The 17,050-nt window shown below is 67.4% G+C and carries 15 protein-coding genes; 4 read left to right on the forward strand and 11 right to left on the reverse strand.

The features are described 5' to 3' along the window. Positions 1–27: 27 nt before the first annotated feature. On the reverse strand, positions 28–1,236 hold the full coding sequence (gene coaE / locus J1902_RS15830; RefSeq protein ID WP_207617276.1) for a dephospho-CoA kinase: 1,209 nt from the start codon (positions 1,234–1,236) through the stop codon (positions 28–30). Between the two features lie 22 nt (positions 1,237–1,258). Here coaE and J1902_RS15835 point away from each other — a divergent pair, with 22 nt between their 5' ends. Then, complete coding sequence (locus J1902_RS15835; protein ID WP_207617277.1) at positions 1,259–1,948, forward strand: IMPACT family protein; 690 nt, start codon at positions 1,259–1,261, stop codon at positions 1,946–1,948. After that, entirely contained in the window at positions 1,935–2,444 is a 510-nt protein-coding gene (locus tag J1902_RS15840) for a GNAT family N-acetyltransferase (protein ID WP_207617278.1), read from the forward strand. The genes J1902_RS15835 and J1902_RS15840 overlap by 14 nt, the downstream gene beginning before the upstream one ends. Before the next feature lie 173 nt (positions 2,445–2,617). Here the strand turns inward: J1902_RS15840 and rpsA are convergent, their stop codons facing one another. The 6 genes from rpsA to polA form a co-directional block, all read right to left on the reverse strand. Next, complete coding sequence (rpsA, locus tag J1902_RS15845) at positions 2,618–4,096, reverse strand: 30S ribosomal protein S1 (RefSeq protein ID WP_207617279.1); 1,479 nt, start codon at positions 4,094–4,096, stop codon at positions 2,618–2,620. A 186-nt stretch (positions 4,097–4,282) separates the two neighbouring features. After that, positions 4,283–6,964 carry a M48 family metalloprotease gene (locus J1902_RS15850; protein WP_207617280.1) on the reverse strand — a complete coding sequence of 894 codons (2,682 nt, stop codon included), beginning with the start codon at positions 6,962–6,964 and terminating at the stop codon, positions 4,283–4,285. Positions 6,965–6,979: 15 nt separating this feature from the next. Beyond that, positions 6,980–7,471 carry a hypothetical protein gene (locus tag J1902_RS15855; RefSeq protein ID WP_207617281.1) on the reverse strand — a complete coding sequence of 164 codons (492 nt, stop codon included), beginning with the start codon at positions 7,469–7,471 and terminating at the stop codon, positions 6,980–6,982. A gap of 99 nt (positions 7,472–7,570) precedes the next feature. Beyond that, on the reverse strand, positions 7,571–8,536 hold the full coding sequence (locus J1902_RS15860) for a polysaccharide deacetylase family protein (RefSeq protein WP_242702088.1): 966 nt from the start codon (positions 8,534–8,536) through the stop codon (positions 7,571–7,573). 43 nt (positions 8,537–8,579) lie between these two features. After that, entirely contained in the window at positions 8,580–9,878 is a 1,299-nt protein-coding gene (locus J1902_RS15865) for a GNAT family N-acetyltransferase (RefSeq protein WP_207617283.1), read from the reverse strand. A 77-nt stretch (positions 9,879–9,955) separates the two neighbouring features. Continuing rightward, on the reverse strand, positions 9,956–12,595 hold the full coding sequence (polA, locus tag J1902_RS15870) for a DNA polymerase I (protein WP_242702102.1): 2,640 nt from the start codon (positions 12,593–12,595) through the stop codon (positions 9,956–9,958). Positions 12,596–12,767: 172 nt separating this feature from the next. Between polA and J1902_RS15875 the strand changes: the two genes are divergently transcribed. Next, positions 12,768–13,247: a hotdog fold thioesterase gene (locus tag J1902_RS15875; RefSeq protein WP_207617285.1), complete on the forward strand. Its 480-nt coding sequence runs from the start codon at positions 12,768–12,770 to the stop codon at positions 13,245–13,247. A 3-nt stretch (positions 13,248–13,250) separates the two neighbouring features. Here J1902_RS15875 and J1902_RS15880 read toward each other — a convergent pair whose 3' ends face one another. The 4 genes from J1902_RS15880 to J1902_RS15895 all read right to left on the reverse strand — a co-directional run bounded on the left by J1902_RS15880 (position 13,251) and on the right by J1902_RS15895 (position 16,015). After that, the gene (locus J1902_RS15880; protein WP_207617286.1) at positions 13,251–13,802 is read right to left on the reverse strand and encodes a dihydrofolate reductase family protein; all 552 of its coding nucleotides are present in this window, start codon (positions 13,800–13,802) and stop codon (positions 13,251–13,253) included. A gap of 117 nt (positions 13,803–13,919) precedes the next feature. Then, positions 13,920–14,141 carry a hypothetical protein gene (locus J1902_RS15885; RefSeq protein WP_207617287.1) on the reverse strand — a complete coding sequence of 74 codons (222 nt, stop codon included), beginning with the start codon at positions 14,139–14,141 and terminating at the stop codon, positions 13,920–13,922. Beyond that, positions 14,138–15,334, reverse strand: a complete 1,197-nt coding sequence (locus tag J1902_RS15890) for an inorganic phosphate transporter (protein WP_207617288.1) — start codon at positions 15,332–15,334, stop codon at positions 14,138–14,140. The genes J1902_RS15885 and J1902_RS15890 overlap by 4 nt, the downstream gene beginning before the upstream one ends. Positions 15,335–15,502: 168 nt before the next feature. After that, entirely contained in the window at positions 15,503–16,015 is a 513-nt protein-coding gene (locus J1902_RS15895) for an HAD domain-containing protein (protein ID WP_307794473.1), read from the reverse strand. Between the two features lie 130 nt (positions 16,016–16,145). Between J1902_RS15895 and kynA the strand changes: the two genes are divergently transcribed. Then, on the forward strand, positions 16,146–17,015 hold the full coding sequence (kynA, locus tag J1902_RS15900) for a tryptophan 2,3-dioxygenase (protein ID WP_207617289.1): 870 nt from the start codon (positions 16,146–16,148) through the stop codon (positions 17,013–17,015). Positions 17,016–17,050: the final 35 nt, after the last annotated feature.

Here is a 17,050-nt window from a genome sequence, read left to right on the forward strand (position 1 = left end):
AACAAATCTACCCCTGCCCCCGGACAGTTACTGTCCGCGTTTCGGCTGCCAGCCGCTCTGCCGGGCCCACGACTCCATCTCCGGCCAAGCCACCTCCGTGAACCACGGTTCCTTCGCCTCCGCGTAGCCCAGCGTCCCGCCGTCGCCGGCATGCAGGGCGGCGAGCCGGTGCTTCTCGGCCGCGTACAGGGCCGCGGCTTCAGGGTTGGCGCGCAGCCAGTCGCGCAGCAGCAGGGCGTAGCGCCAGCCCGGGCTGCCCTGCACCCTGACGTGGACGTTGGCTGCCCGGCCGGGGTCTGCGTTGCTGTGGAAGCGTTTCTGCCAGGCGGAGGGGTCGGCGTCCGGTGGTTTGGGGGTGTCCCGGACGATTCCGGCCTTCACGGGGAATCCTGCCCCGGCCAGCTCCCCGGCCATCCGGTCCGCCACCGCCAGCGAGGAGACGGCCACCTGCAGATCGATGACGTCCTTCGCGTCCAGGCCCGGCACCGAGGTGGATCCGATGTGCTCCACGCCGAGCATCTCCGGCGAAACCTTCCCGAGCCGCTCGATCAGCCGCCCGGCCTGCGCGGGCCAGTCCGGATCAGCAGGAACGATGAGCGGTCCCCCGGAACCGGGCGCCGTGCGTGACGCGGCCAGGTTCCGGGCGAACGGGAGCAGGCGCTGCTCCCACAGTTCCTGGACGCGGGCGCGGATCTCCTCCACGCCGCCCGAATTGTCCAAGACCACGTCCGCGGCGGCGAGGCGTTCGGCGCGGGTGGACTGCGCGGCCATGCGGGAAGCTGCCTCATCCGGTGTCATGCCGCGGTACTCCACCATGCGCCGGACGCGGACCGCATCCGGGGCATCGACCACCAGCACCAGGTGGAAGCTGCTGCCCTGGCCGGTTTCGACGAGGAGCGGAATGTCCTGGACGACGACGTCGCCGGAGGCCGCGGCGGAAAGCATCGCGGCGGCGCGCTCCCGCACCAGGGGGTGGATGATGCCGTTGAGCACCTCCCGCCGCGCCGGCTCCTTGAACACGATTGCGCCGAGCGCCGGGCGGTCCAGCCGGCCGCCGACATCGAGAACGCCCGGGCCAAAGGCCTCCACCACACGGGCGAGGCCCGGGGTTCCCGGTTCGACGACCTCCCGCGCGATGACGTCGGCGTCGATGAGCACTGCGCCGAGTTCCTTCAACGTTGACGCCACCAGTGATTTACCCGAGGCGATGCCGCCCGTCAGCCCGATCTTCAGCACCCCTCCAGACTAAACTGAAGCGGTGGAAATCGAGGAAGACAGCCGGGCTACGGCGTATACGACGCTGGCTGCGGGCCCGGACTTCGGCCATGAGCTGGAGATCAAGCGTTCCCGCTTCATCACCGTGCTGCGGCGCTGCGGCGACGAAGACGCCGCCCGCGCCCTCGTCGCGGACCTCCGGAAGGAATTCCACGACGCCCGCCACCACTGCTCGGCCTTCGTGATCGGCCCCGACCGCATGGTCCAGCGCTCCAGCGACGACGGCGAACCCTCCGGCACCGCCGGCATCCCCATGCTGGAGGCACTCATCAAACGCGAGACACAGCCTGCGGTGACGGACCTCAGCGACATCAGTGCCGTCGTCGTGCGCTATTTCGGCGGGATCCTGCTCGGCGCGGGCGGGCTAGTGCGGGCCTATTCGGAGTCGGTCTCGACCGCGCTCGATGCCGCACCGCTGGTGCAGCGGCGCCGCCTGCGGCTGTGCGCGGTCAGCGTTCCGCACGCCGCCGCCGGCCGGCTGGAGAACGAGCTCCGCGCCGCCGGCTACGTCATGGCGGAGACCGGATATGGGCCCAGTGAGACGGTGCTGCGGCTGGCGCTTCCGGATGAGCCGGCAGCAATCAACGACGCCGGCGCCCGGCTTGCGTCCCTGACCGCCGGGGCGGCCGTGCTCCAGCCGGAGGGAACGGAGTGGATCGATGTCCAGGGCTGAATCGCCGGACGTCCGCCCGCTTGATGTCCAACTGCTTGACGTGAGCGAGGACGTGCTGGAACTGCTGCTCGGGCTGGCGCTGGGAGACGCAGAGCCGGACGAGGTCACGCCGCCGTTGGGTCTTGGCTGGAATGCCGCACGGATCGAATGGTTCCGGAAGTACCACCGGGACGCCATGACAGGGCTCGACGGCGCGTCACGGGAGAAGAGCTGGGCCATCGTGAGCGGCGGCAGGATCGCAGGATCCATCCGGCTGAAGCGAAGCGGACCGGCTGCCGTGGAGACCGGCATCTGGCTGGGCCGGAGCTTCCGGGGCCAAGGGATCGGACGCCTGGCACTGCGCCTGGTGGCCGCCGAGGCCGCAGCCGCCGGGGCCACCGTGCTGGGAGCGGAAACGACTCCCGCCAACCGTGCCGCCCAGGCCCTGCTGCGCTCGGCCGGCGCGTCCCTCTCCGGGGAGTTTGGCTCGGTCCGCGCCCAGCTGCCCCTGGTCTGAACTGGACCCCGGGCGCGCCCGTTCCCGCTTCGCGCACCAGCCGTTACAGGAGCGAACGGCGGCAAGGGGCGCGGAAGCAGCGACCCTGCAGGCGCATGCAAAAAGGACCCCCGCCAAATGGCGGGGGTCCCTTCGTGGCTATTCAGCTGTTCCCGGTGAAGGGAGAAGCGGAATTAGTTGCCGGTCAGCTTCTCGCGCAGAGCTGCGAGGGCCTCGTCGGATGCCAGGGTGCCACCCGAGGTAGCCTCGGAAGCAGCCGGCTCGGAGGAGTAGCTGGTGGCAGCAGACTCGCCGTCACCGGACGTTGCAGCTGCAGCGTCGTCGGCAGCGTGCTGGGCAACCTGCTTCTTGTGGGCTTCCCAGCGGGCCTGGGCGTCAGCGTACTGCTGCTCCCAAGCTGCGCGCTGGGTCTCGTAGCCTTCGAGCCATTCGTTCGACTCTGGGTCGAAGCCCTCGGGGTACTTGTAGTTGCCCTCTTCGTCGTACTCGGCGGCCATGCCGTACAGAGCCGGGTCGAACTCGGTGCTGTCGGCGTCAACGCCCTCGTTGGCCTGCTTGAGGGAGAGGGAGATGCGGCGACGCTCGAGGTCGATGTCGATGACCTTGACGAACAGTTCGTCGCCAACGGAGACAACCTGCTCAGCCAGCTCCACGTGGCGGACAGCCAGCTCGGAGATGTGCACGAGGCCTTCGATGCCGTCTTCGACGCGAACGAACGCACCGAACGGAACCAGCTTGGTGACCTTACCCGGAACAACCTGGCCGAGGGCGTGGGTGCGGGCGAAGGTCTGCCACGGGTCTTCCTGCGTAGCCTTGAGCGACAGGGAAACGCGCTCGCGGTCCAGGTCGACCTCGAGAACCTCGACGGTGACTTCCTGGCCAACTTCGACAACCTCGGACGGGTGATCGATGTGCTTCCAGGACAGCTCGGAAACGTGAACCAGGCCGTCTACGCCGCCCAGGTCCACGAAGGCACCGAAGTTGACGATGGAGGAAACAACGCCCGGACGAACCTGGCCCTTTTCCAGCTTGTTGAGGAACGTGGAACGGACCTCGGACTGGGTCTGCTCGAGCCATGCACGGCGGGACAGCACAACGTTGTTGCGGTTCTTGTCCAGCTCGATGATCTTGGCTTCGATCTGCTGACCGATGTACGGAGCCAGGTCGCGAACGCGGCGCATCTCGACGAGGGATGCGGGCAGGAAGCCGCGCAGACCGATGTCGAGGATAAGACCACCCTTGACAACCTCGATGACGGTACCGGTAACGACACCGTCTTCTTCCTTGACCTTCTCAATGTCGCCCCAGGCACGCTCGTACTGAGCACGCTTCTTGGACAGGATCAGGCGGCCTTCTTTGTCTTCCTTGGTGAGAACCAAGGCTTCGACGAGATCGCCAACGGCGACAACGTCACCCGGGTCAACGTCGTGCTTGATGGAAAGCTCGCGGGAAGGGATGACACCTTCGGTCTTGTAACCGATGTCGAGCAGAACTTCGTCGCGGTCGACCTTGACGACGGTACCTTCGACGAGGTCTCCGTCGTTGAAGTACTTGATGGTGGCGTCGACAGCTGCGAGGAAGTCCTCAGCGGTACCGATGTCGTTAATGGCGACTACGGGGGTACCGGGCTTCTCGGTGGAGGTGATGGTCATGTAGTAGGGGCTCCGTTGTGGATAGAGTATCGGTCAGGCAAACCGCCTGCGGTCCGGATCCGAGCCGCAGGACACGGCAAGTTGCCGGGTCATCCTGAATTGTGGATTGTAAATTTACGCGCACCTAGTACGCCCGTTTATTCTAGTCGCTCGCGACGAGTCGGGTCAAAAGCGTACAGACAACTGTCAGGGGCCTGCCTGCCCGCTCCCCAGCCGAATGACACCGGCCTGCCAGCGCAAGAGGAGCCTGCGTTCTTCCTCCTGCAGGGCCGCGCCCTCCAGCAACGCGGATTCATCCCCTTGTTCAATGGCGGTTGCGAAGAGCTCAAGCTTTCGCCCGGTGAGGCCGATCGCGTCCAGCAGCTCGTTGTGGACGGACTGTACCTCCTGCGTGCGCGGTGCGTAGTGCTCGACGTCGCTGCGCAAGGCAGCGACGGCCGGAACGACGACGCTGCGCAGATGCCCCAGGGCGGCCGGCGGGTCCCGATCGAGAAGATTTCCGGCAACCCTGAGTTGCTCATCTGCGAAGAGATAGGCAAAAAGGTAGCCCGGGGCCAGCGCCTGAGCATAGTGCTCGATCTCCGCCGCTTCGGCCTCCGCTATCGCGGTGCCGCCGGGGTCACCCGGAGTTCTGCCATCTGCAAGCGGCGGGGGGCCGACCAGCACGGGGGCGGAGGCGATGACGCCCACAGCGGCCACGGCGGCCATTCCCGCCGCCGTCGAGGCAAGGAGCAGTCTGCTGCGGATTCCCGCCATGGCGTGGGCCGGCCACGGGAGCGTCGCGAGAAGGCCGGCCGTGAGTCCCAAGGCAAAGCCGAGGCCAAGCGCCGGGCGCAGCAGGAATCCGACAAGCTCGAGCGTGAGCGGCCCCCCGCGCAAAGTGTTGATCACAGCAAAGCCCAGCACACCCACCACAGTGGCAGTTGCTCCTCCTGCGAGAGCGGCCCCGGCCCCCTCGACGGGCCGCAGGATTATCCCGGCCAGGCTGGCTGCGCCCCACGCCGCCGCACAGACCCAGATCACGGTCCACGTGAGCTGCTCCCGCGCGGCGAAGGTATCGAGCGGCCCAATCAGTTGGCGCCACACCGCCAAGACGGCGACAGTAAAGGCGCCCGCGGCGGCGCCGCCCAGGAACTGGGACAGAAGACCAGGCACTTCTGTGCCCGTTCCCCGAGGGGATGGCTCGGCCGGGTCCGGAATGCCATCGAGCAGCCACCCGGGGTCCGGCCTGCCCCTGGCCCTCGCGGCAAGGATCAAGCCGGCCGCGGACGCAGACACCAGGAACAGCGCGGCGCCCACGAGCGGCAGCTCGGAGAAGCCGCTCAGCACCCAGAGCCGCGTCCCCTCCCAGCCCATGCCGTCCAGTGCCGCCTGCAGCGTGCCCCACATCCACGCCCCGGCAGCAAACAGCACCGCATTGACCATCATGGCGAGGGACCAGGCCGGCCAAGGCCGGGGAAAGATGCGGACGGCCCGGGCCCAGGTGGTGGCCATGCTCGCGCTGAGGCCCACCGAGGCAGCCCCCAGAACCACCGGCACCAGGATCCAGAGCGGCGTGGTCAATCCGGTGGGCTCCACACCGGTCTGCGCCAACGATGCGGTCTGGCCGAGGGCCAGGCCGACTGCCACACCGCCGGCCACCGCCAAGCGGGAGAACCGCGGCTGCGTTGAGGGCAGTGCGGCCGCCTCTTCCATGAGAGCGGCCCGCCACAGCCCGAAGCCCACGGTGATCCCGAGAAGCGGGCCCGCAAGCAGTGCGCCGGCGGCTTGGCCGGCGAGGGTCAGGCCGGTGCCCGCGGTCAGCGTCACCGCGGCGCCGACTACGAGCGGCACGCCCAAGGCTGCCAGAAACGCTGCGGCCAGCCCGTCCAGAAATCCGATCCTCGCCGCGCGGTGCGGGGATTCCAGCACTTCCCGACGGCGGTCTGCGTCAGGGTGGCGGGCCGTCACCCGCCGCAGCCACGCAGTTCTCCGAGCGGGCAACAAGCCCAGGCACGTCCATAGTTCGGCCAGTTGACTTTGTCCGCGGGCGGCGGCGAGATCGGCGTCGTGCTCGCGCGACCTGAGCAAGCCCGCAGAGGTGACTTCGACCACCACGGCCAGCAAGGCCACCCGCCACAAATAGGACGGCAACAGGGACAGGTCACCCTGGATGAAGGCCCACACGACGGGGAGCAGCAGCACCGGCCCCAAGACGTACCAAATGCTGCGAGCCAGCCAGGCCAAGGCCACATCGCCGTGCCGGACGTGCGCCAGCTCGTGCCGGACAACCGCATCGAAGACCCCCGGCCGCTGGAGCATGGCCACTGCTTTCCTGGGCAGGGCCACGGCGTAGGCGCCCGGGACGCCGAAGGAGAAAGCGTCGCGCATCCGGGTGGGGCCGATGAACAAGGCAGGGCAACGGCGCAGCCCGGCCTCGGCGCTGAGCCCTGCGAAGCGCTCGAGCACTGGGCGCATCGCCGGTGTAGGCCTCGAGAGCCGGCGTCGCCGCCGGATGACGGCCGGGCGGACATACATGAGGGCAACGGCTCCAAGCGCCACCATGGCAGTGCCGCCAGCTGACCACAGAACCCGGATCCGCTCGACCGGGCCGGCGCACTGCTGCGCTGCCAAAGTCCTGGCCAGGAAGGCCTCCCCCGGCGGCAGGCCTGCACCGGCGTCCTGGGCGGAAGCCTCACATAGCAGTACGGACCGCGTCCAGCTGGCGCCAAGAATCTCGTTGTGCAGCCACGTGCCTACGAACAGTCCGGCGGTCAGCAGCGCGGCTACGAACACCACGAACTGGCCGGTCGTGGGCGGCGGGTAGGCCAAGACGTTGACCCGGTTGCCCTCGACTGCAAGGGCGGGGTGCGGCTCACGGGCATCCACCTGCTGCCGCCGGCGCTACGGTCCGACGGCGAGCGAGCCCACCAGGGCGTGCCCCAGGAGCGTGGCGGTGTCCGTCGGCAGGCCCAGGCGCTCACCCTCCCGCACTGCAGCTGTGAAGACACGCTCTTGCTGATCCGCCGTGAGCTGCTCCCCTGCCGCGGCTGCTGTCCCGCCGGGAAGCTTCAGCAGTCGGCGGATGAAGGCTTCCACCGGGGTCTTGGCCAGGTCCTTGGCCGTGTCCGCGAAGAGTTCCCCGAGAAACTGGACCACAAAGCCGCCGACGGCGAGGGCAAACGGCGCCAGCAGGGCCAGTTCAAGACCGAATCCGACTGGCTCATCACCCCGCTGCGCCTTCAGGGTTCCCGCGGGATCGGCGAAGTACTCATCAGCGGTTTCAGCGAAGACCAGCATTTCGTCCGGTGCCACCCGTCCGATCGCCAGGCGCGCCAGTTCCGCACCTAATTCCTGTGCTGCGGAGGTTTCAACTGCGGCTGGTAATTCGTTCATGGCGCACAGCTCTCGACTCGTGCCTGTCGGCCGCCGCCCGGGAAGCGGACGCGGTCCCATGCTCAAGTTTCCAACGTGTGCCTGCCAGGGACAAGACGCTCACGCTGGCAGTGCGTCTCCGAGCTTTGCGAAACTGATGCCGGAGTCGAGCAGGCGTGGCAGGGCACTGGCGTATCCCGCCGCAGTCCCGCTGCCGGGCTTGTTGAAATGCGAGATCACGATGTCCCCCGGACCGGTCCGTCCCACCTCGGCGGCAACGGCCGCTGCAGGGTAGCTGGCCCCGGCGTCGCCGTTGATGGTGAAGTTGACCGGCAGCATTCCCAGCCGGCGGGTGATGGCGGCCGTCACCTCGTCATAGAAGGCCGTGCCCGGGCGGAAGAACCGTGCAGTTTTGCCGGTGAGCTGCTCAAGGACCTGCTGGTTGCCCATGATCTCGTCGTACGCGGCGCCGACGCCGGCGGTCCCGGGAATGCCGTAGGCGGACTGGCCGGCGACTGACAAGGGCCGGTGCTGGGAGCCGTGGTTCGCCAGTTCGAAGAGCGGCTCGGCGGCGAGCTCGGCGGCCAGCCCCGGGTTGGCCTCGATCCAGCGCTGGTTGATGAACAGCGTGGCGGGCACTTTCAGGGTGCGCAGCGTCGCCAAAAGCTGCTGGTCACAGACCGTGCCGCCGGGCCCGCCGCAGGCGTCAAAGGTCAGCACGGCATGGCGGGAGGCCGAGCTGTTGACGACGCCCGTGACGTGCAGCCCCCATTCCTTGGGATGGAGCCCGGCGAATTCGGCGATGATCTGCTCTTTGGACGGCACCGGGGCACGGGTGGCATCGGGTGCCGCTGCGGCGGATTGCCCGACGGCGTGGGCCGGCTCCTGCGTCGGCGTTGCCTCCGCGGTCACCGGCGGGTGCGGAGACACCGCGTCGCCCGCCGTGCCGGTGACCACCGCGCCGGTGGATCCAGCCCCGGGGGCTGCAGACCCACCCGGCCGGCCGGCGTCGGGAGCGACGCAGGCGGCCAGTGCCGCCGACGCCAGCCCGGCCATCCCGAGCAGGACGGCTCGGCGCCCGGTCATGACCGGCCGAAGTATTTCCCCCATGTATTTCCCTTACGCGTTTCTAGAAGTGGGTGAGGCAGTGCGCCGGGCGTTCGACGGCGAACATCCGGCCGGCGGTGAAGGTGGCCCCCTGCGTGTGCTCGCGGATCCGGCCCGCCGCCGACAGGGTCACGGGCGAGACGGTGCCCAGGTACATGGAACCGAGGTCCGCCACGTCCAGGGTCAGATCCGGTTCCGTCCCCGCAGGCGCTCCCGCGACGGCGGCAGCACCGCCGTCGGACTCCAGAACCCACACGCCGGAGGCAAAGCCAAGCGCATCCTTGATCTCCAACACCAGGCGGCTGTCGGCTGAATAGCGCCGGGCGGCCAGCGCTGCTGGGGCATCGAGGATTCGCAGCCACAGCATATCCCGTACGGCGGAGGACTCGATACAGCGGGGATCCTGCAACGCCCAAGTGAGCGGATCCTCCACAGGGGCCTCTTCCCAGGTGACGCGTTCGATGAGGTCGATGCTGCCGAGGTACTGCCACAGTTCCAGGTACGCCGCATCAGTGGCGGCCACGAGATCCACGACTTCCATGGTGTACGGCTTGGTGTCCCAGCCCTTGAAGCGGTAGGCGACGTAGCCGTCCACCGTGCCTGCGGAGTCGTAGTGCAGCGCGCACCTGACGGTGGCGTCCGGCAGTCCGTCGCGGCCGATGGCGCCCGAGGCCAGGTGGCGGTAGTACTCCTGCCGCCCGATGGAGCCTGGCGTGTGCCGGTGCACGCGGGCGAACACCAGGGGTGCGAGGTCCAGCAACACCGAGGCGTCCGCGGCTTCAACCGTGCCGGTGGCCTCCCAGCGCAGCCGGAAGCGGGGGCCGGTGTCCACCGCGATGCTGCGTTCCGTGGTGGCAACGCCGAAGCCAAAGCGGCCGTAGATGGACCCCTCGGAAGCCGTGAGGGCTGCCATGGCCAGGCCCTCGTCCTTGGCAGCGGCAAGGTCTGCCGTGATCAGGCCGCGGAGGAGGCCCTGGCGGCGGTGCGTGCCGCGCACAGTGACTGACGTGACCAGGCGGGAGTCCAGCTGGCGCCCGTAGCCGATGTTGAGGGGCTTGCGCATGGTTGCGTACGTGGCCACAGGCACGGTGGCGGCCAGGGCATGCGCGGGCGCATCACCGTCAACGTAGACGCCGGTCAGTTCGCGGTTGTCCACACGGTAGGCGGACAGGGCCTTCTCCACGTACTCGTCGCTGCGGTGCTGCTGGTGGAAGCCGAGGCCCACCGCCTGTACCCAGGCGGTGGAGCGGCCATAGTCAGGGGTCTCCCGTTCGGCGGCACGGAATTGCTGGACACGGTATCTTGCCTTGGTATCAGCCACGCACCGAGCCTAGCCAGACGCCGCGGGGCACGCCACCATAGCGGCGGCGCGCCCCGCGGTTCGGGACCTTGCGTCCGTCAGTGCCCGGCGTCGTCCCAGGTGGAGCCGACGCCGATCTGGACGTCGAGGGGAACGGCGAGATCTGCTGCCGCGCCCATCTGCCCGGCAACGATCTTCTCCACGGCCTCCCGCTCACCATTGGCGACTTCCAGGACGAGCTCGTCATGGACCTGCAGGAGCATGCGGGACGTGAGGCCCTGGCTGGCCAGTTCGGCGGCGACACCAAGCATGGCGCGCTTGATGAGGTCCGCAGCCGATCCCTGGATCGGGGAGTTGAGCGCGATGCGTTCGGCCGCTTCGCGGGCCTGGCGGTCCGTGCTGGTCAGATCCGGCAGGTAGCGCCGACGGCCCTCGATGGTTGCCGTGTAGCCGTCGATCCGAGCCTGGTCCACCACGCCGCGCAGGTAGTCGCGCACGGCGCCGAAGCGGTCGAAGTAGTCCTTCATGAGGGTCCGGGCCTCGTCCACGGAAATCTCCAGCTGTTTGGACAGGCCGAAGGACGTCAGGCCGTAGGCCAGACCGTAGGACATTGCCTTCACCTTGGAACGCATGGCGCTGGTGACATCTTCCGGTGCCACGTTGAAGATGTGCGCGCCGACAAAGCGGTGCAGGTCTTCGCCTTCCTTGTACGCCCGGATGAGGCCTGCATCGCCGGAAAGGTGCGCCATGATGCGCATTTCGATCTGCGAGTAGTCGGCAGACAAGAGGCATTCGTAGCCCTCGCTGACCACGAAGATGCCCCGGACGCGCCGGCCTTCCTCGCTGCGGACCGGGATGTTCTGCAGATTGGGGTTGTTGGAGGAAATGCGGCCGGTGGCGGCAACGTTCTGCGCGTAGGTGGTGTGGATGCGGCCGTCCTCGTCCACGGCCTTCTTGAGCGTCTCCACCATCTGGGCCAGCTTGGAGGATTCCCGGTGGGCCATGAGCTGGACCAGGAACTCGTGCCCGGTCTTCTCCAGCAGCCCCTTCAGCGAGGCGGCGTCCGTGGTGTAGCCGGATTTGATCTTCTTGGTCTTGGGCAGACCCAGTTCCTCGAACAGCACCGTCTGCAGCTGCTTGGGCGAGCCGAGGTTGACCTCGTGCCCGATGGCGGCGAAGGCCTGTTCCTGGGCGTTGTCGATCACCTTCGCGAGGTCCGCGAGCTGCTCGTCCATACGGTCCATGGACACCGCGATGCCGGTCAGTTCCATCTGGGCCAGGACCCGCGCCACGGGCAGTTCCAGCGTGGTCAGGAGGGCGTCGGCCTTGCGCTCCACCAGCTCCTGCTCGAAGTGCTTGCTGAGGGCATGCACGACGGCGGCCTGCTGGACGAGCGCCGTGGCGGCGGCATCGTCCTCGCCGCCAAGCTCGAGCTCAAGCTGGCCCGATTGCGCCGCGGGCGTGGCGAGCGTGATCTTCAGGTGGTGCTGGGAGAGCTCGGGAAGTTCGTAGCTGCGGCGGTCCGGCTGGATCAGGTAGCCCGAAATGGCGGTGTCGTCCACCACCCCTTCAAGGCCCAGGCCACGCTGGTGCAGTGCCTTGAGCCCTGCCTTGAACTCGTGCATGACCTTAGCTTCTTCAGGATCCTGCAGCCAGCGGGCCACGACGGCCTCGGCGGCGGCGTCCAGGGCAGGCAGCTCGATGTAGGCGGCGCCGCCCTTGCGGACCACGGCCAGCGCCGCGGCGTCTTCCCCGATCCGTCCCGGCACCAGCTGCACGGCGAGGGCCGAGCGCATGCCCGAGCCGGCGGCAAAGAAGGCTTCCAGCGCGGCGGCGTCCGTCAACGTGGTGAATTCCGGAGCCTCGATGGTTTCCGCTTCGGCGCCGGCGGTATCGTCCCCGTACAGGGCGAAGAGGCGCGCGCGCAGCGTCCTGAACTCGAGGGTGTCGAACAGAGCTTCCACGGCTTGGCGGTCCGGCCGGGGCTCGGCGAGCTCGTCCAGGCCCACAGGGAGCTCAAGATCGCGCAGCAGGTGGTTCAGGCGGCGGTTCCGCTTGACGCTGTCCAGGTTGTCCCGGAGCGCGGCGCCGACCTTGCCGCCGATCGAATCGATGTTCTCCAGGATGCCCTCGAGGCCGCCGTAGAGGTTGATCCATTTGGCGGCCGTCTTGGGCCCGACGCCGGGGACACCGGGCAGGTTGTCGGCGGACTCCCCGACCAGTGCCGCCAGGTCCGAGTAGCGCGACGGCGACACGAAGTACTTTTCCTCGATGGCTGCGGCATCCAGGCGCGGGATGTTGCTGACGCCCTGCTTGGGATACAGCACCATGACGTTGTCGTTGATGAGCTGGAACGTGTCCCGGTCACCGGAGACCAGAAGGACCTCGAAGCCTGCCGCGTCGCCCTGCGCTGCCAGGGTTGCCAGGATGTCGTCCGCCTCGTAGCCGGGCATCTTGATGGTCTTGATGCCCCAGGCGCCCATGACCTGGTCGATGAGGTCGATCTGGCCGTGGAACTCGTTCGGAGTATCGTTGCGGCCGGCCTTGTACTCGCTGTACTCGGCCTTGCGGAAGGTGGTGTCATCCGAGACGTCGAAGGCAACGGCCACGTGCGTGGGCTGCTGGTCCCTGATGAGGTTGATCAGCATGGACGTGAAGCCGTGGACGGCGTTGGTGTGCTGTCCCGAAGACGTGGCGAAGTTCTCCGCCGGCAGGGCGTAGAACGCCCGGAAAGCCATGGAGTGGCCGTCCAGCACGAGCAGCCGCGGCCTCCCTCCGCCCACCCCTGCGGGAGCCGGCGTGGCAGTTGGGGTTGGTGCCGTGGCGGTGGCAGTTGCCGCCGTTGGAACTGTGGCATCTGGAACAGGGCCCGGTTTGGTTGTTTCACTCACAGGTGCCAGCCTAGTTGGCATGGTAGACAATTTCACGCCGAACCGGTTCGTCGACGAGCTCAACCAGGCCGGCGTGCCCGAGGAGCTGCACGGCTGGCTGTCCCGCTTTGGCGTGGGGCCGCTGGTGGTGAAGATGGGGATCCGGTTCTCGGAGCTCACAGCGGAGCGCAGCGTCGCCACCATGCCGGTGGAGGGGAACACCCAGGTGGCCGGCATCCTGCACGGCGGAGCCCATGTGGTGCTCGCCGAGACGCTCGGTTCCTTTGCCTCTGCCCTGCATGCCGGACCGGGGCGCCATGCCGTGGGCATCGAGGTGGGCGCCACGCACCACCGCTCCGTCTTCGGCGGGACCGTGACCGGCACGTGCACCGCGATCCATCTTGGCGGCACGCTGGCGAGCCACGAGATCGTGATCACCGATGAACAGGGCAGGCGGCTGTCCACGGTCCGGATCACGAACATGATCCGGGACAACCGCCCCCAGCATCAGCAGGATTGAGAGTCAGCCGGCCTTGCCCGGCAGACGGTAGTGCAATTCCACCGCGGCACCTCCCACGGTGCGTGAGGACAGCAACTCAAGCGGCGCCGTCGGGCCGTCCAGCGGCAGCAGCCGCTTTCCGGAGCCCAGCACCACGGGGATGATGGTCACGATCATTTCGTGCAGCAGCCCGGCGTTGGCGAACTGCGCCACGAGGTCCCCGCCGCCGACGAGCCACACGTTCTTCGCGCCGGCGTCCGCAAGCAGGTCGGGGGCAAACTCGCGGACGTCCCCGCGGACGAAGGTGATGTCCGCGCCCGCCGGAGCCCCATGCTCATGATGGGTGAAAATCCAGCACGGGATGCCCGGGTAGGGCCACTTCCCGGCCTCGTGCTTCATGAGCCAGCGGAAGGTGTCCCCGCCCATGGCGATGCAGCCGACGCCGGCCATGAACGCCTCGTAGCTTTCGTTGACGCCCTCCACCCGGTCGAACTGGAGCAGCCAGCCGAGGTCGTCGTCCTCGGTGGCGATGAAGCCGTCGATGGTGGAGGCTACGTAATACTGGAAAATCGACATGGGGCCAGACTAGCCAGTCCGCGGCCGGGTTCCCATACTCCACGCGGACACTGTCGTCATCGCGCAGCTTGGCCCGGCCCGGGGCGGGCGGGGCCATGGCGGGGCTTCCTGCGGGGGCTACTTCCCGAAGTACGGAACGATCAGGTAGATGCCGAACAGCACTCCGGCCCCGCAGACAGCGAAGCACGCGTAGGCGAGGGAGCGCAGAAGCCCGGGAGCCTTCTGCTGGGCATCGCCGGCAATGGCCGTGAGGCGCACACCCAAGGAGTACAAAGCCACCAGGGTCACGGCGGAGAAGAGCGTCACGCCTGCAACCTGGAGTAATTCCAACCACTTCACAGCTGCGCACCCTTGCTCTTGTTGGACTTCTTTTTCTTGCGGAAGCGGACGGCCTGACCGGCTTCCTCGACCTCGACGGCGTTGTGGTGGCCCACATGCGTTTGACGGGATGCGACGTACATGGACAGCACGGCGGCGGTACCTGCCACGGATGCGATGACCACGCCCACGGTGCCGATGCTCACCAGCCAGGCAGTCAGGCCCCCCACAATCCCTGCGGCCGGCAGCGTGAAGAGCCAGCCGAGGGCAATCTTCCCGGCGGTACCCCAGCGCACGGAGGTGCCCTTGCGGCCCAGGCCGGAGCCGATGACCGAGCCTGAGGCCACCTGGGTGGTGGACAATGCGAAACCGAGGTGCGAGGACGCCAGGATCGCCGAAGCGGTGCTGGTCTCGGCGGCGAAGCCCTGGGCGGGCTTGACCTCGGTCAGGCCGGAGCCCATGGTGCGGATGATGCGCCAGCCGCCGGCGTAGGTGCCGATCGCGATAGCGAAGGCACAGGCAGCCACCACCCAGAACTGCGGGCCACTGCCTGGCGTCTGCGTCCCGGCGGCGATCAGGACAAGGGTGATGATGCCCATGGTCTTCTGGGCGTCGTTGGTGCCGTGCGCCAGGGCAACGAGGCTCGAGGTGAAGATCTGGCCGGTCCGGAAACCACCGCGCTTCTGCGTGAGCTTGTCGCCGGTTTCGGGATCATGACGCGAGGTCAGTGCATAGGCCAGGCGCGTGCACAGGTAGGCCACGCCACCCGCAATGAGGGGGGCAAAGATGGCCGGCAGGATGACCTTCTGCAGGACCGTTTCGAAGTTGATCGAGTGGAAGCCGATCCCCACCAGCGCGGCACCGATCAGTCCGCCGAAGAGCGCGTGGGACGAACTGGACGGCAGCCCCTTGAGCCAGGTGATCATGTTCCACAGGATGGCGCCCATCAGGCCGGCGAAAATGACGTCCGGGGTGATGTGGATGCCGTCCGAACCTTCGCGGATCAGTCCGCCGGAGATGGTCTTGGCCACTTCCGTGGACAGGAACGCACCCACAAGGTTGAGCACGGCGGCCAGGGCCACAGCGGTCTTTGGCTTGATGGCACCGGTTGCGATAGGCGTGGCCATCGCATTGGCGGTGTCATGAAAACCATTGGTGAAGTCAAAAAATAAGGCCAGCGCTATGACTAGCGCGACCATGAAGGTGATTTCCACCTGTTGCCCAATCTGCAGAGTCGACGTTCAGCAGTTCCACTTCCCCGCGCCTGCCATGCACAGCATTGTTCAGCCATTGTTCAACTGGATGTACTAGCGGAATTCATTCTGGCGGGCCTGAAACCTCAAGAATCCTACGTGCCACATCCGGCATGGCCAAACAACGGATCAGCCCAGAAACTCCCGGATCGCCGCCAGTTCGCGGCGCCGCAGTCCCCGCCGGGGGTCCGGTGAGATCCAAAGCACACGGCCGGGCTGGAATTCGGCCCAGGAACGCGCCGCGGCCTCATGGTCCAGCTGGTCGTCCACCCAGACGATGCGTTCAGCCCCGCGCGCCTCAACGTCCCTCCGCAGCGCGTCCAGTTTCCACCATTCGGCGGAATCATCCCAGCCCGCACTGGACAGCACCGGCCAGCGCTCGCCGTGGAGGCCGATCGCCGGGCACAGGAACTGGGGAGCCAGCCACTCCCAGGTGGTCAGCCAGACAAACCTGGCGGCCGGGTGCAGGGCCAGCTCGTTGAGTTCGGTGACCATCTCGGCGGCATACACGACGTCCAGGATGCCGGCGTCGGCGATCTTCCATGCAGTACCCCAGTCCGTGGTCCCCAGCGGGCCGAAGGGGTTCACGACGCCGTCGACGTCCAGGTACAGGGAAACAGTGGGCTCGGACTTAGCGGGCACGTCACCCCCTCCTGGACATGGCGACAAGCCCAGCGTAAGTCAACAGCCGCTCCGCGAGCCCGGGACCGGCATATCAATCGAGCAAAATTCATTCTCTTGACGTTCGTCACAAGAATGATAATCTCGGGGAATGGAAAACCCCGCAGTCCACTCCGCCCACAGCGTCCGGCCGCTCGAAGAATCGGTCCGCACCGACTTCAGCCAGGCGATGTCCTACGGCGGATACCTGGATCTCGACCGGCTGCTGACGGCCCAGCACCCCCTGAGCAAGCCCGAGCACCACGACGAAATGCTCTTCATCATCCAGCACCAGACCAGTGAACTGTGGCTCAAACTCGTCCTGCACGAGCTGTTGGAGGCCCGCAGGCTGTTCGACGCCGACAAGCTCGGCAAGGCGCTCAAGTGCATCGCCCGCGTCAAGGCGATCCAGCGCACCATGACCGAGCAGTGGTCCGTGCTCGGCACGCTGACTCCGCGCGAGTATTCCGAGTTCCGCGGCTTCCTGGGCAGCTCGTCCGGCTTCCAGTCGCACCAGTACCGGGGTGTGGAGTTCCTCCTGGGCAACAAGAACCGGGACATGCTCCGGGTCTTCGAAAGCGATGCCGTGGCGCACGCTCAGCTCAGCACTCTGCTGGAAGAGCCCACGCTTTACGATGCCTTCCTCGCGGTCCTGGCGCGCGCCGGCTATGCGGTGCCGACGGAGATCCTGGAGCGGGACCACAGCGAGCCCTGGACCTTCCAGCAGGCCCTGGTTCCGATCTTCCAGGACATCTACGAATCGGAAGCGACACCGTGGGGATTCTATGAAGCCTGCGAAGACCTGGTGGACATCGAGGACAACTTCCACGCATGGCGGTTCCGGCACATGCGCACGGTACAGCGGACCATCGGCTTCAAGGTGGGCACCGGCGGCTCCTCCGGCGTCGACTTCCTCAAGCGCGCCCTGGACCTGACCTTCTTCCCCGAGCTCTACGCCGTCCGCACCGAGATCGGCAACTAGGCCGCCGCCGGCCAATACCAGCAACCCCATCCCTG

Source organism: Arthrobacter cavernae, from assembly GCF_017368795.1.
Classification (GTDB): Bacteria; Actinomycetota; Actinomycetes; order Actinomycetales; family Micrococcaceae; genus Arthrobacter; species Arthrobacter cavernae.